Origin of the sequence: Actinophytocola sp., from assembly GCF_035634895.1 — a bacterium.
Lineage (GTDB): Bacteria > Actinomycetota > Actinomycetes > Mycobacteriales > Pseudonocardiaceae > Actinophytocola.
This window is the reverse complement of record NZ_DASQCC010000238.1, coordinates 37155-51191: the sequence shown is the minus strand read 5'-3', so window position 1 is coordinate 51191 and position 14037 is coordinate 37155. Positions and strand designations below refer to the sequence as shown.

Genomic DNA, 14037 nt, shown 5'->3' with positions numbered 1-14037 from the left:
TGTCAGTAGAGCGCGGCCGTGATCCACTCGGCGATCGGGAGATCGCGGTTGCGGCACTCCTCGGACAGTCGCATCGTCCACCGGAGGGCCTGGACCATCAGCGTGTCCATCTCCTCCTGAGCGGCCGACGCCAGCGCGATCTCGATGTGGGCCCGCGCCGCCTCGCTGTCGCCGTGGACCTCCGCGAGCAGCACGCGCACGGCCGTGCGGACCGGGGGATCGGCCTCGTCGATGGGGACCTCGTTGCCGGCGTTGTCGAACACCTGCATCTTCACCGGGGCGGTCCCGCCGCTGCTGAGCGCGGAGACCATCGAGCTGCATTCGTGGAACAGCAACAGCATCACGTCTCTGGCGTCGTCGCCCGGCACGCTCGGCTCGTCGACACCCGCCCGCATGGCGATCAGCGCGGCGCTGGCAGCCTGGACCACCCGTGAATGCTCTGGTTCCACAACAACATCTTCCAACAGGAGCGCGCCTCGTGGGCAACTCAGTGGGAAACGAAAACTCCACCCTGTCCGGTGGCCACCCCGATCGAGGCCCACCAGTCCGCCGCGTCCGCCGACGGGACGTCCAACACCGAGGACGTCGCGCCGAACGCGGACAACACCTCCACCGTCCGCGCGGTTTCGACCGCCAGCACGGGAGAACCCGCGCCGAGGGCCGGCGACAGCGTCACCGACCGCACCCCGGTGGTGCTCACCAGCTCGAGGTCGAGCGGACCACCCGTGACGCCACAGAGGCCGACCCGCACACCGATGTCATTCAGCACCTCCAGGTTGTCCCGCGCGTCACCCAGCTCGTCGTGCAACGCGCCGGCGTCGAGTGACACCTCCAACCGGTCCGCTTCGAGCCCGCCGTCCCACAGCGCGCTGCGCACCGCCCGCACGAGGTCGGCGTCGACGGACTGGTTGCGGGTCAACTGAACCCGCAGCACACCGGGTGAGCCGGCGAACCGCCGGCATGCCTCGCGTAGCAGCAACGGTCCAATGTGGACGGACCAGCCCGTGCGCTCCGCGAGTCGCAGGACGGTCGCGTGGTCGGCCTCGGACCACGAGAAGACCGCCCGCGCGCCAACGGGTTCGCGGTCCGACAGCCGCACGACCGGCTCGAGCTCGACGGCCAGCTCGCCGAGCTCCCAGGCCGCTGGCAGCGACGAGGCGAGCCGGGCGAACTCCACGTTGGCGCGGTCCTCCTCCTCGTGGAACCCGGCCCACTGCCGCCTGCCGGTCGCCTTCGCCTTGCGCAGCGCGGCGTCCGCCGCGCGGAACAGCTCCGTCGCCGTGAGGGCGCCGCCCGCCTGTCTTCGCACCGCGCCGACGCTCGCGCCGACCGCGACGCCGTGGCCGTCGATGTACTCGGGGGCCTCCAGCTCCGCGGTGATCGAGCCGATCAGCTCGCCGATGTCCGGCGTCTTCGGCGAGTCCTCCACCAGCACCGCGAACTCGTCGCCGCCGATGCGGGCGACGAGCGCGTCCTCGTTGGCGGTCGCCTCCTCGAGCCGCCGCGCGACGGTCTGGAGTAGACGGTCGCCGACCGCGTGCCCGAGGCTGTTGTTCACCAGCGAGAACGCGTCGAGGTTGAGGCAGCACAACGTGATCGTGGTGTCCGTCTCGGCCCGCTCCAGCGCGCTCTCCAGCTTGGTGCGGAAGCACTGCCGGTTCGGGAGTCCGGTCAGCGCGTCGTACAGCAGCTGGTGGCCGAGGCGGTCCTGCAGCAGGTGCAGCTCGGTGACGTCCTGCGCCATCGTGACGAAGTACGCCGGGTCGCCCGCGCCGTCCCGCAGCAGCGAGATCGCGAACAGCACCCACGCGACCTCGCCGTTCTCCTTGCGCAGCTTGCGATGCTCGTGCACGCGAGCCAGCTCGCCGTCGAGGATGCGGCGGTAGGGCGCCATCACGTCGCCGCCGACCTCGTCCTGGAAGATGTCGGTCAGCACGCGCCCGGGCAGCCGGTCCTGCTTGACGTCGAGGATGGCCGCGAGGGCGGGGTTCGCCTCGATGCACATGCCGTCGAGGTTCGTGATCACGATGCCGGTCGCCGACGACGTGAACACCTCGCGGAAGCGGTTCTCGGTGCCGCGCAGGTTGTGCTCGGCCCGCAGCACCGCGTTGAACAGCGCCTGTTTGACCTCTTCCTGCTGGGTGAGGGTGTAGGCCCGCAGCCCGTCCGCGTAGCCGGCGGACACCGCGCCCAGCAGGGACATCGTGCGCTTCGCGAGGTCGTTGTCCGGCGTCCGCGCCAGGTCGGCGAGCAGGCCGTCGGAGAGCGAGGTGATCGTCGCGGTCAGCGCCGTCGGGTCGATGAAGCCCTCGCTGACCAGCCGGTGCCCGATCGAGAGACCGGCCGACATCGAGAACCTCTCGGCGCCGAGGATCGCGAGCAGCTGGTCGACGAGCTCGAGCAGCAGCGACTCGATCTCGTCGGCCGACCGCGGGATGTAGGACGCCGCGGTGGCCGACCGCGTCCAGCTGCGCGCCAGCTCCTCCCGCCGGTGTACCGGGGGGAGGATCAAACCGGGTTCGGCCATTGCCTGGTCCATCTTCGAGGGTTGCGCTCAGAAGCGATCATGCCGGAGGCGGTGGAGACCCCGTCGCCCGGACGTACTCGATCGCGCTACTTCTTCCGGGCGACTCCCGCGTACAGACCGTCACGCTCCTCGGCTCCCTGCGGGTTTGTCTCGCGGTCCGGGCGCCACCGGGACGTCGTCACGAGACCGGGCTCGACCACGTCCCAGTCGCCGAACAGGCGGCTGACCTCCGCCTTCGTCCGCGCGCGGACGGCGTTCTGGGTCTGCCGCATGTCCGATGTGAGCTCGGTCATGTCGCGGAAGTCGTCGGTGAGGTGGGACAGCCCCAGGTAGCTGCCCGGCGGCACGGCGTCGCGGTAGGCCGCGAACACGCTCTCCGGGTCGTCGAGGACGTAGTGGCCGATGGCGATGGCGAGGATGCCGACCGGCTTGTCGAGGTCGAGCGTGGCCCGGGTGTCCGGGTCGCCCAGCACGAGGCTCGGCTTGGTGATGTCGGCGTGCACCATCACCGCGTTGTCGTTGTCCTCCAGGATGAGCTGGCTGTGCGCCACGGCGACGTGCTCGATCTCGACGTAGACCACGCGGGTGGACGGGTCGGTGGCCTGGGCGATCTCGTGCACGTTGCCGACGGTGGGGATGCCGGAGCCGAGGTCGAGGAACTGGCGGATGCCCTGTTCCATCAGGTACAGCACGACGCGGCGCAGGAAGGCGCGGTTCTGGATCGCGAACTGGCGGGACTTCGGGTCCACCCTGTCGCGCTGCCGGACGAACTCGCGGTCGACGGTGAAGTTGTGGTTGCCGCCGAGCACGTAGTCATAGATTCTGGCCGCGCTGGGTTTTTCCAGGTCAACCGAGGTTGGTACCCAGTTGGTCTGCTGTGACACCGTCCACCTCTTGTTCTTAATCGATCGGTAACCGAGACACTACCGAGACGTGGACTATCGTTGTCGACCGGTCACCCGGATGGACCACGAGCCTGGAATCTTTCACGAGGTCGTGGAACCCCGGCCACGTTCGGTACCGCCGGTGGTCTCACCAGTCGCGTTGGACAGCGCGCCGAGTGCCATGTCCCGCAACATCGTCGCCATGCCGTCGCGGCCGAGGTGGCGGCTGTGCGGGGTGGAGTTGATCAGTCCGAAGACGGCGTGCGCGGCGGCCCGGGCGGCCGGCTCGTCGAGCTCTCCGGTCGTGTCGCGTATGGCCTGTACCCACACCTCGACGTAGCGCCGCTGTAGGGCACGCACACGTCGGCGGTCCGGGTCGGTGAGGTTGCCGAGGTTCCGTTCCTGCACGGTGATCAGCGACGGGTTGTCGATCGCGAAGTCCACGTGGAACGCCACCAGTTCGCCCAGCAGCTTGGCGGGTTCCTCGGTCCGCTCCCGCCGCTCCAGCCCGCCGGCCAGCAGGACGTCGCTGATGGAGGTCAGCATCTCACCCAGCATCGCGTCCTTGCTGCGGAAGTGCCGGTACAGCGCGGGCCCGGACACGCCCACCGCCGCCCCGATCTCGTCGATGCCGACCCCGTGGAACCCGTGCCGCGCGAACAGTCCCGCTGCTGCGGCGAGGATCTGCTCCCGACGGCTGGACACCGCGCCATGATACCGACGCGTAAACACCCCCTCCCACGTTCAACCCCGCGAGTCCCACGTTCAAACACCGCGAGTCCCGCGTTCAAACACCCCGAGTTGCGGTTTCGTGCACATGCCGACTGTCCGACTGCACGAAACCGCAACTCGGTATGCGTGAACACGCAACTCGGTATGCGTGAACGCGGGACTCGGTGTGGGTGAGCGCGGGACTCGCGCGGTTGCTTGTGCCAATTGGGAGCGGTAACTGGGAAGTGTGAACTACCAACGAGGTGGTTCGCTTTCTTGTTACTTACTGGTAATGATGATGGCGTTGGAATCCCTGCTGTGGAGGTTGACCATGCCTCTCCGTTCCATCGTCATCGCATCCCTCGCACTGGCGGGCGCTGTGCTCGCCGCCGCACCGGCACTCGCTGATCCCGTTGTCCAGGCTGGGAAGTACGTCGCGCTCGGCGACTCCTACTCCTCCGGCACCGGCGCCGGGAGCTACGGCAGCAGCGGTAGCTGCAAGCGCAGTGCCAACTCCTACGCACAGCTGTGGGCCAACGCGAACGCGCCGTCCGCGTTCGTGTTCGTGGCCTGTTCCGGCGCCGTGACCACGGACGTGACGGCCAACCAGGTCGGCTCGATCACGTCGGACACCTCGCTCGTGACCATCTCCGTCGGCGGCAACGACGCCGGTTTCGCCGACGTCATGACCGACTGCAACCTCGGCTCGGACTCGACCTGCGTCGCCCGCAACCAGGAGGCGCAGACCTACGCCCGCGACCAGCTGCCGGCGCGGCTGGACGCGGTCTACACCCAGATCCGCAACCGGGCGCCGAACGCGCGGGTCGTCGTGCTCGGCTACCCGCACATCTACCAGCTGGGCGGCAGCTGCTCGGTCGGCCTCAGCGAGACCAAGCGGGCGGCGATCAACCAGTCGTCGGACGTGCTCGCGCAGGTCATCAGCGGCCGGGCCGGCGCGTTCGGCTTCACGTTCGTCGACGGGCGGTCGGCGTTCGCCGGCCACGAGATCTGCGCGTCCGGCGCGCGCTGGCTCAACAGCATCACCTGGCCGATCGACGAGTCCTACCACCCGAACGCGGCCGGCCAGCGCGGCGGCTACTACCCGGCGCTGGAGGCCGTCGCCTGACAGGCACCGCCGAGGGACGGCGCCCGGTTGCTCGGCCGGGCCCCGTCCGGGGCTCAAAGGGCGGCGTTCTGGTTCTTTGGGGCAACCGGCCCTAATTCACTTTTCCCTGTTCGGAGCGCTGGCGACACTGAATTCGCCAAAACCAATCCATCCGATGGAGTGCTCCGATGGACTCTTTGGGTCAAATTCTGAGCATGCTGGCCTCGCTCGCCGGCATATTCGGCGTCGTCATCGCTTACCTGCAGTACCGGGTCAAGCACCCGGCCGGCCCGCCGCCGCCGGGGCTCACGCCGGCGGCACAGCACTGGGGACCGCCTCCCGTGGTGCGGGTCGCCACGGTCTGGGTGGTGGTCGAGGCGGTGGCCACCGTGTTCCTGCTCTACGGCGTGTTTCGCACGGTCATGGCCAACATCGACGACTTCGGCTTCCCCGTGCCCGCGCTGCCCGAGGCCGCCGTCGTGCTCGGGCCGATCGGGCTGGCCGCGCTCATCGGGATCGTCAGCGTGCCGGTCGCGGTCCGGCGCGGCACCGGCCTGCGGGACGGCGACGCGTCGGTCCGCGGCAAGCTGCTCGGCGCCGCGGCGCGGGACCTGTTCTTCGGCGTCGCGCTCGTGATCGCCGCGCAGGTGTTCGCGGACGACATTCCGGAGGCGGTGTTCGGCATCCTTTCGGTTTATCTCACCTGGAGCATCGTGTCGGCGTTCGTGCACCTCGGCCTGCTTCTCCAGAATCGGACCAGAGCCTGGGTGGAGGTCCGGCGGACTCCGCGGGCGCCGGCTGGACGGGTGCATTGACCGGAGCTAACATGCTCATGTTAACGATGGCTAACGTGAGCGGAGCGACATGGACGCGCCCGTCCTGCGTACCTCTGTCGACCCGGGTGACCCCGCGTACCAGCGGTACACGAAGGAACACACGGCGCTCGCCGACGACCTGCGAGCCCGTACCGCCACCGCCCGGCGTGGTGGCGGCGAGCGTGCCCGGCAGCGGCACGTCGACCGCGGCAAGCTGCTGCCCCGTGACCGGGTCGAGTCGCTCGTCGACCCCGGCTCACCGTTCCTCGAGCTGTCGCCGCTGGCCGCGACCGGCATGTACGACGACGAGGCGCCCGCCGCCGGGATCATCACCGGGGTCGGCCGCGTCTCCGGCCGAGAGTGCGTGATCGTCGCCAACGACGCGACGGTCAAGGGCGGCACGTACTACCCGATGACCGTCAAGAAGCACCTGCGTGCGCAGGAAGTCGCGCTGCACAACAACCTGCCGTGCGTGTACCTCGTGGACTCCGGCGGCGCGTTCCTGCCCAGGCAGGACGAGGTCTTCCCGGACCGCGACCACTTCGGGCGCATCTTCTTCAACCAGGCCACCATGTCCGCACGCGGCATCCCGCAGCTCGCCGCGGTGCTGGGCTCCTGCACGGCGGGCGGCGCGTACGTGCCGGCGATGAGTGACGAGGCCGTGATCGTCCGTAACCAGGGGACGATCTTCCTCGGCGGTCCGCCGCTCGTGAAGGCGGCGACGGGAGAGGTGGTCACGGCGGAGGAACTGGGCGGCGGGGACGTCCACTCGCGACAGTCGGGCGTCACCGACCACCTCGCCGAGGACGACGGGCACGCGTTGCGGATCGTCCGGTCGATCGTCTCGACGCTCGGGCCGCGCGCGCCGCGACCCTGGGACGTCGCGGCGACCGAGGAGCCGGCCGTCGATCCGGCCGAGCTGTACGGCGTGGTGCCCACCGACTCGCGCACCCCGTACGACGTGCGGGAGGTCATCGCGCGGATCGTCGACGGCAGCCGGTTCCGGGAGTTCAAGAAGGAGTACGGCACCACGCTCGTCACGGGGTTCGCCCGCGTCCACGGGCATCCGGTGGGCATCATCGCGAACAACGGCGTGCTGTTCGGCGAGTCCGCGGTGAAGGGCGCGCACTTCATCGAGCTGTGCGACCAGCGAAGCGTTCCGTTGGTGTTCCTGCAGAACATCACCGGGTTCATGGTGGGCCGGGACTACGAGGTCTCCGGCATCGCCAAGCACGGCGCCAAGATGGTGACCGCGGTGGCGTGCGCGCGGGTGCCGAAGTTCACCGTGATCATCGGCGGGTCGTTCGGCGCGGGCAACTACTCCATGTGCGGGCGGGCGTACGAGCCGCGGTTCCTCTGGATGTGGCCCAACGCGAGGATTTCGGTGATGGGCGGCGAGCAGGCGGCGTCCGTGCTCGCCACCGTGCGGCGCGACCAGTTCGAGGCACGCGGTGCGGACTGGCCCGCGTCGGACGAGGAGGCGTTCAAGGCGCCCATCCGCACGCAGTACGAGGACCAGGGGCACCCGTACTACTCGACCGCACGCCTGTGGGACGACGGCGTGATCGACCCGGCCGACACCCGCATGGTGCTCGGACTCGGGTTGTCCGCGGCCGCCAACAGGCCACTCGAACCGGTCCGCTACGGCGTCTTCAGGATGTGACGATGTTCAGCACTGTTCTGGTCGCCAACCGGGGTGAGATCGCCGTTCGGGTCTTCCGGACGTTGGCGCGCATGGGGATCCGTTCGGTCGCGGTGTTCACGGCGGGCGACGTCGCGCACGTGCCGGACGCGGACGAGGCGGTCCGGGTCGGCAGCTATCTGTCCATTGAGGACATCGTCGCGGTCGCACGCGAGACCGGCGCCGAGGCCGTGCACCCCGGTTACGGCTTCCTGGCGGAGAACGCGGCGTTCGCGCGGGCGTGTGCCGAGGCCGGCATCGTGTTCATCGGCCCGCCGCCCGAGGCGATCGAGGCCATGGGCGACAAGATCCGCGCCAAGCAGACCGTGAGCGCGGCCGGCGTTCCCGTTGTGCCGGGCCGGAACGAGCTGGGCATGTCCGACGCGGACCTCGTCGCCGCGGCCGAGGAGGTCGGCTATCCGGTGCTGGTCAAGCCGTCCGCGGGCGGTGGTGGCAAGGGCATGCGGCGCGTGGCGGACCCGGCGGACCTACCGGCGGCACTGGAGTCGGCGCGGCGCGAGGCACGCGGCGCGTTCGGCGACGACACGCTGCTGGTCGAGCGGTTCGTGGCCAACCCGCGGCACATCGAGATCCAGGTCCTGGCCGACGCGCACGGCAACGTCATCCATCTCGGCGAGCGGGAGTGCAGCCTGCAGCGGCGGCACCAGAAGATCATCGAGGAGGCGCCGTCACCCCTGCTGGACGCGGAAAGCCGCGAGCGCATGGGTGCCTCGGCCGCCGACGCGGCCCGGTCCGTCGGCTACACGGGGGCCGGGACCGTCGAGTTCATCGTGTCGACCGACCGGCCGGACGAGTTCTTCTTCATGGAGATGAACACCCGCCTGCAGGTCGAGCATCCGGTGACCGAGCTGGTGACCGGCATCGACCTCGTCGAGCAACAGCTCCGGGTCGCCGCCGGGTCGCCGCTCGACGTCGACGTGGCGTTGCACGGGCACGCGGTCGAGGCCCGTGTCTACGCCGAGGACCCGGCCCGGGGCTTCCTGCCGACCGGCGGCCGGGTGCTGGCGGTCGCCGAGCCGGCGGGCGAGCACGTCCGCGTCGACTCCGCACTGCGGGCGGGCATCGAGGTCGGTTCGAGCTACGATCCCATGCTGGCCAAGGTGATCGCGTGGGGGCCCGACCGGGCCTCGGCGCTGCGCAGGCTCGACGCTGCACTCGGGGGCACCGTGGTTCTGGGTGTTGGCACCAACGTGGCCTTCCTGCGGGCGTTGCTGTCCGATGTGGACGTTCGGGCCGGCCGGCTGGACACCGGGCTGGTGGAGCGCAAGCTCGGCGGTCTCGTGTCCGCCGAGGTGCCGGACGTGGTGTTCGCCGCCGCCGCGCTGGACGAGCTGGCCGACCTCCGGCCCGCCGGTGACGTCGTGGACCCGTGGGACCTCGCCAACGGCTGGCGTCTCGGTGGACCGGTGGCGGTCCCGTTCCGGCTGGCGTGTGGCGACCGGAAGGTCACCGTCCGGGTGACGGGGACGCCCGAGTCGGCGGCCGTCCTGGTCGGCGACGCCGCCCCGGAGACGGAGATGGAGCCGCAGCCGGTGCGGGCCTCGGCGCGCCGCGACGGGAACCGGCTCGAGGTGACCTATGGCGGCCGGGTCACCACCTTCCTGCGTGCACAGGCCGGCGACACGCTCTGGCTCGCCGCGGGCGGGGAGACCTGGGCGGTCGACGAGCACTCGCTGCTGGAGGGCACCGCCGCCGGCGCGGTCAGTGGCGGTCCGGTCGTCAGCCCGATGCCCGGCACCGTGCTGGTGGTCAAGGCGGCCGCGGGAGACGTGGTCACGGCCGGCGCGCCGCTGGTCGTGGTCGAGGCGATGAAGATGGAACACACGGTGACGGCGCCGGTCGACGGCGTGGTCACGGAGCTGCATGTCCGGGCGGGTCAACAGGTCGCGCTCAACCAACCCCTTGCCGTGGTGATCCCACAAGAGGAGCAGTCATGATCGACTTCCGGCTCTCCGAAGAGCACGACACGTTGCGGAAGACCGTGGAGGAGTTCGCCCGCGAGGAGGTCGCGCCGGTCATCGGCGACCTCTACGAGAAGGCCGAGTTCCCCTACGAGATCGTGGCGAAGATGGGCCGGATGGGACTGTTCGGCCTGCCGTTCCCTGAGGAGTACGGCGGCATGGGCGGCGACTTCCTCGCCGTGTGTGTGACGCTGGAGGAACTGGCGCGCGTCGACTCGTCCGTCGCGATCACCGTCGAGGCCGGCGTCTCCCTCGGCGCCATGCCGATCTACCGGTTCGGTACCGAGGAGCAGAAGCGGGAGTGGCTGCCGAGGCTGTGTTCCGGCGAGTTGCTCGGCGCCTTCGGGCTCACCGAGCCGGGTGGCGGCTCGGACGCCGGCGCGACGCTGACCACCGCCGTCGAGCGGGACGGCCAGTGGGTCATCAACGGCTCCAAGGCGTTCATCACCAACTCCGGCACGAGGATCACCGGCCTGGTCACCGCGACCGCCGTCACCGGCAGGGCCGACAACGGGCACAAGGAGATCTCCGCGATCATCGTGCCGAGCGGCACGCCCGGCTTCTCGGTGTCGAAGAGCTACTCCAAGGTCGGCTGGAACTGCTCGGACACACATGAACTGTCCTTTTCGGACTGTCGAGTCCCGGTGGAGAACCTGCTCGGCCAGCGTGGCCGGGGCTACGCCCAGTTCCTGTCCATCCTGGACGAGGGCCGGATCGCGATCGCGGCCGTCTCCGTCGGGCTGGCACAGGGTTGCGTGGACGAGTGTGTGCGGTACGCGCACGAGCGGGAGGCCTTCGGGCACACGATCGGCCACTACCAGGCGATCCAGTTCAAGATCGCGGACATGGAGGCCCGCGCGCACACCGCCCGCCTCGCCTACTACGCGGCCGCCGCGAAGATGCTGCGCGGCCAGCCGTTCAAGCGAGAGGCCGCGATCGCGAAACTGGTCGCCTCCAACGCGGCCATGGACAACGCCCGTGACGCAACCCAGATCTTCGGCGGCTACGGCTTCATGAACGAGTCCCCGGTCGGCCGCTTCTACCGCGACGCCAAGATCCTGGAGATAGGCGAGGGCACCAGCGAGGTCCAACGCATGCTGATAGCCCGAGAACTGGGCCTCCGATAAACAAGGACGGAAAGCACGCACACAAGCCAACTTCGCTGAGTCAGGAACCACCCCAAGCGAACCGCGCTGGGCGCCCACGAACGAAGCCAACCTCGCGAAGCCAGGAACCCCCAAGCCCACCTCGCTGGGCCAGGAACGACCACTCAGACCAACCGGCTGAGCCAGGAACCACCGCCCAGCCAACCTCGCGAAGCCAGGAACCACCCAAGCCCACCTCGCTGGGCCAGGAACCACCACCCAGGCCAACTCCGCTGGGTCAGGAACCGACCGCACCGTGGGGGGTTTGGGGGGCTCGGCCCCCCAGCATGGATCAACCGACCCGGCGAGGTTGCGCAGCAACCGAGCAGGGGTAGGCGGAGGTTGACAAGGCCCCGGCGGTGGCGGCCGCCGAGGCCAGGTCGCAAACCGACCGGGTACCGGTGGGTTTGCAAGTGCGATGCTAGACCAATTCGCACGGAACAGACAAACATCGTGGTTGGCCGTACTATGACAGCGCTTTCCGCCCTGCTGCTCGTACGGAGGCACGATGCGAACACCCCGCGGAATCGTCCTGTTCGCGCTCACGGTGGTGCTGCCGCTGGTCGCGGTGACACCCGTGGCGGCGACGCCGGCGCGGCACGACCGGCCGGCGCCGCCATCCTGGCTGAAGCTGGAGAACGGGGTCTCGTCCCCCCAGTTCGACCTGGCCAACGCGGTCGAGGAGACCCTCTTCGTCCAGACCACGGTCGACAGTGACCTCGACGGCGTCCTGGACCGGGTGCGCGTCCGGCTGTCGCGGCCGGGTGAGACCGAGACGCGGGGCATCAAGGTCCCGGTGATCTTCGAGCACAGCCCGTACCGCTACAACACGGGCGGCGGAGAGAACCACAACGTCGATTTTTCCGTACTACCACAGGAAGGGATCCAGCCCTTCGCGGCCCGGGACGCCGGAACCCCAACCGGCGCCCGGCCGCAACCAGACCTGCCCGGCGCCCTGGACAACTACTGGGTGCCGCGTGGGTACGCGGTCGTGCTCGGCGAGTCGATCGGCACCGGGTTCTCCGACGGGTGTCCCACGGTCGGTGACATGAAGGAGACGCTCGGCACCAAGGCGGTGATCGACTGGCTGAACGGCCGGGCCAGGGCCTACAACGAGGCCGGCGAGCCCGTGGCCGCCGACTGGACCACCGGTGACGTGGGCATGGTCGGCACCTCCTACAACGGCACGCTGCCGAACCAGGTCGCGACGACCGGTGTCGAGGGCCTGCGCACGATCGTGCCGACCTCCGCGATCGCCAGCTGGTACGACTACTACCGGGCGAACGGCCTGGTCCGCGCGCCGCACTCGAACGTCTCCGGCCAGGGTGAGAACGACTTCCTGGGCGAGGACCTGGACGTGCTGGGGTACTACGTCGAGGGCCCGGACCGCGTCGAGAAGTGCCGGCACATCACCGACGCGCTGTTGCAGTACGCCGATCGGACCACCGGCGACTACAACGCGTACTGGAACGAGCGGGACTACCTGCATCGCGCCAAGGGCATCAGGGCGAGCGTGTTCGTCGTCCACGGTCTCGAGGACTACAACGTCATGCCCACGGCGTACGCGTCCTGGTGGGCTCAGCTGACCAGGTACCACGTGCCGCGCAAGATCTGGCTGCACAGGGGCGGCCACGGCGGCCCGACCGGCGCCTCCGACTACCAGGTGACCCTGAACCGCTGGATGGACTACTGGCTGTTCGGCGTCCAGAACGGGATCATGGCCGAGCCCGCGGCCGACATCCAGCGTCCGGACGGCACGTACGAGAAGTACGCGAACTGGCCGGTGCCCGGGGCGCGGAACAGCACGCTGAAGCTGTCGTCGCCGAACGCGACGGACCCCGGCGGGCTGGCCACGCGGTCGGGCGGCGGTCCCCGGCAGTCGTTCGTGGACTCCGGCAAGACCCTCGACACCGACGTGTCGCTGGTCCCGAACCCCGACACGGCGAACCCGAACCGGCTGGCGTACCTGTCCGCGCCGCTGTCGGGTCCGGCCCACCTGAGTGGCACGCCGTCGGTGGCGCTGCGTGCGTCCGTCGACAACCGGTACGCGGCGAACCTGACCGCGCTGCTGGTCGACTACGCCCCGGACGGCACCAGGAAGACGGTCACGCGCGGCTGGACGGACGTGCAGAACCGCAACGGCCGCGACCGCAGCACCCCGATCGTGCAGGGCCGGGAGTACACGTTCACCTGGCCGCTCGAGCCGGACGACTACATCTTCCCGGCAGGACACCGGATCGGGCTCGTGGTCGTGTCCACGGACCGGAACTTCACCCTCCGCCCCGACCCCGGCACCCGGCTGACCGTCGACCCGGGCAGGTCCTCGGTGACGCTTCCGTTGGTGGGCCGGACATGAAGGTGATCGGGCTCGTGGCGGCGTTGCTGGTCGGCCTGGCGACACCCGTCGCCGCGGCACCCGACTGTGCGTCCACTCTGGACTGCTCCTACGACGAGATCAACCAGATGTCCATGCCCGAGCGGCTGGGCTTCGTGCGGGACATGCAGTCCGGTCCCGCGGCGGCCCTGGGCGCCGGTGACCGCTGGCGCAACATCGAGGGTGTCATCACGTTCTTCGTGGACCGGCACCTCGGGGCACCGGACACCTGGGTGTCCTATGTGGACGCGGGCATCGTGGAGGGTATCCAGCGTGGCATCGCGATCGCGCTGGGCCGGTCGGCGGACACGGGTGGCAACCCCGGCGCGACGAAGTGGGCCAGCTACCTGACGCGCCTGTCGACCGGGCAGCTCACCACGCGGTCCGCGCACGACCGGGCGTGGAGCGAGGCCGAGCAGGCGTCCACGGAGTACGGCAACGCCGTGGCCGAGGCACGCGGCGTACCCGCGACCGCGGTGGAGTGGCGGTTCTACCAGTTCTCCGAGATGTACCGGTGGGCACTGCGGAACCGGCCGTTCGCGCTGGACCTGCTCGCGTTCTACGGTCCGCTGATCGATCCGGGCCTCGCCCGCGAGCGGGTGCCGTTCTACGACTGGTTCACCGACGTGGCGGAGTCGGCCCCGTCGTACCGGGGCTGCGAGCTGGCCTACGGCTTCGCGCAGCTCCACCCGATCGCGGGAGTGTTCGGGATCGCCGGGCTGTTCCTCGCCTATGTGACCGAGTTGTTCGAGGAGTACCAGAGGGTGGGATAGACCAGCGGGTCACGCGACCGAATCAGGGTTAACATCGACT

11 protein-coding genes are annotated in these 14037 nt (G+C 69.6%); 7 read left to right on the top strand and 4 right to left on the bottom strand.

Going from position 1 to position 14037, the window contains the following annotated elements:
- Nucleotides 1-2: 2 nt before the first annotated feature.
- The 4 genes from VET29_RS36805 to VET29_RS36790 form a co-directional block, all read right to left on the bottom strand.
- On the bottom strand, nt 3-449 hold the full coding sequence (locus tag VET29_RS36805) for a hypothetical protein (protein ID WP_414636707.1): 447 nt from the start codon (nt 447-449) through the stop codon (nt 3-5).
- Nucleotides 450-487: 38 nt separating this feature from the next.
- Nucleotides 488-2527, bottom strand: coding sequence for a diguanylate cyclase domain-containing protein (locus VET29_RS36800; protein WP_324929579.1), 2040 nt, complete (start codon nt 2525-2527; stop codon nt 488-490).
- A gap of 86 nt (nt 2528-2613) precedes the next feature.
- On the bottom strand, nt 2614-3411 hold the full coding sequence (locus tag VET29_RS36795) for an SAM-dependent methyltransferase (RefSeq protein ID WP_324929577.1): 798 nt from the start codon (nt 3409-3411) through the stop codon (nt 2614-2616).
- A gap of 102 nt (nt 3412-3513) precedes the next feature.
- Nucleotides 3514-4116, bottom strand: a complete 603-nt coding sequence (locus tag VET29_RS36790; RefSeq protein WP_324929574.1) for a TetR/AcrR family transcriptional regulator — start codon at nt 4114-4116, stop codon at nt 3514-3516.
- A gap of 337 nt (nt 4117-4453) precedes the next feature.
- Here VET29_RS36790 and VET29_RS36785 point away from each other — a divergent pair, with 337 nt between their 5' ends.
- From VET29_RS36785 to VET29_RS36755, 7 genes are all read left to right on the top strand, one after another.
- Nucleotides 4454-5248, top strand: coding sequence for an SGNH/GDSL hydrolase family protein (locus VET29_RS36785; RefSeq protein ID WP_324929572.1), 795 nt, complete (start codon nt 4454-4456; stop codon nt 5246-5248).
- 167 nt (nt 5249-5415) lie between these two features.
- Entirely contained in the window at nt 5416-6042 is a 627-nt protein-coding gene (locus VET29_RS36780; RefSeq protein ID WP_324929570.1) for a hypothetical protein, read from the top strand.
- 49 nt (nt 6043-6091) lie between these two features.
- Nucleotides 6092-7705: a carboxyl transferase domain-containing protein gene (locus VET29_RS36775; protein ID WP_324929568.1), complete on the top strand. Its 1614-nt coding sequence runs from the start codon at nt 6092-6094 to the stop codon at nt 7703-7705.
- A gap of 2 nt (nt 7706-7707) precedes the next feature.
- Nucleotides 7708-9681, top strand: a complete 1974-nt coding sequence (locus tag VET29_RS36770) for a biotin carboxylase N-terminal domain-containing protein (RefSeq protein WP_324929566.1) — start codon at nt 7708-7710, stop codon at nt 9679-9681.
- Nucleotides 9678-10832 carry an acyl-CoA dehydrogenase family protein gene (locus tag VET29_RS36765; protein WP_324929564.1) on the top strand — a complete coding sequence of 385 codons (1155 nt, stop codon included), beginning with the start codon at nt 9678-9680 and terminating at the stop codon, nt 10830-10832. Before VET29_RS36770 ends, VET29_RS36765 begins: the two co-directional genes overlap by 4 nt.
- Before the next feature lie 526 nt (nt 10833-11358).
- Nucleotides 11359-13206 carry a Xaa-Pro dipeptidyl-peptidase gene (locus tag VET29_RS36760; RefSeq protein WP_324929561.1) on the top strand — a complete coding sequence of 616 codons (1848 nt, stop codon included), beginning with the start codon at nt 11359-11361 and terminating at the stop codon, nt 13204-13206.
- The gene (locus VET29_RS36755; protein WP_324929559.1) at nt 13203-13997 is read left to right on the top strand and encodes a hypothetical protein; all 795 of its coding nucleotides are present in this window, start codon (nt 13203-13205) and stop codon (nt 13995-13997) included. Before VET29_RS36760 ends, VET29_RS36755 begins: the two co-directional genes overlap by 4 nt.
- Nucleotides 13998-14037: the final 40 nt, after the last annotated feature.

Bases quoted from the DNA above. Each gene is read 5' to 3' on its own strand.
- VET29_RS36780 (WP_324929570.1), top strand. From the start codon at position 5,416: ATGGACTCTTTGGGTCAAATTCTGAGCATGCTGGCCTCGCTCGCCGGC.
- VET29_RS36765 (WP_324929564.1), top strand. From the start codon at position 9,678: ATGATCGACTTCCGGCTCTCCGAAGAGCACGACACGTTGCGGAAGACC.
- VET29_RS36755 (WP_324929559.1), top strand. From the start codon at position 13,203: ATGAAGGTGATCGGGCTCGTGGCGGCGTTGCTGGTCGGCCTGGCGACA.
- VET29_RS36775 (WP_324929568.1), top strand. From the start codon at position 6,092: ATGGACGCGCCCGTCCTGCGTACCTCTGTCGACCCGGGTGACCCCGCG.
- VET29_RS36760 (WP_324929561.1), top strand. From the start codon at position 11,359: ATGCGAACACCCCGCGGAATCGTCCTGTTCGCGCTCACGGTGGTGCTG.
- VET29_RS36785 (WP_324929572.1), top strand. From the start codon at position 4,454: ATGCCTCTCCGTTCCATCGTCATCGCATCCCTCGCACTGGCGGGCGCT.
- VET29_RS36770 (WP_324929566.1), top strand. From the start codon at position 7,708: ATGTTCAGCACTGTTCTGGTCGCCAACCGGGGTGAGATCGCCGTTCGG.
- VET29_RS36800 (WP_324929579.1), bottom strand. From the start codon at position 2,527: ATGGCCGAACCCGGTTTGATCCTCCCCCCGGTACACCGGCGGGAGGAG.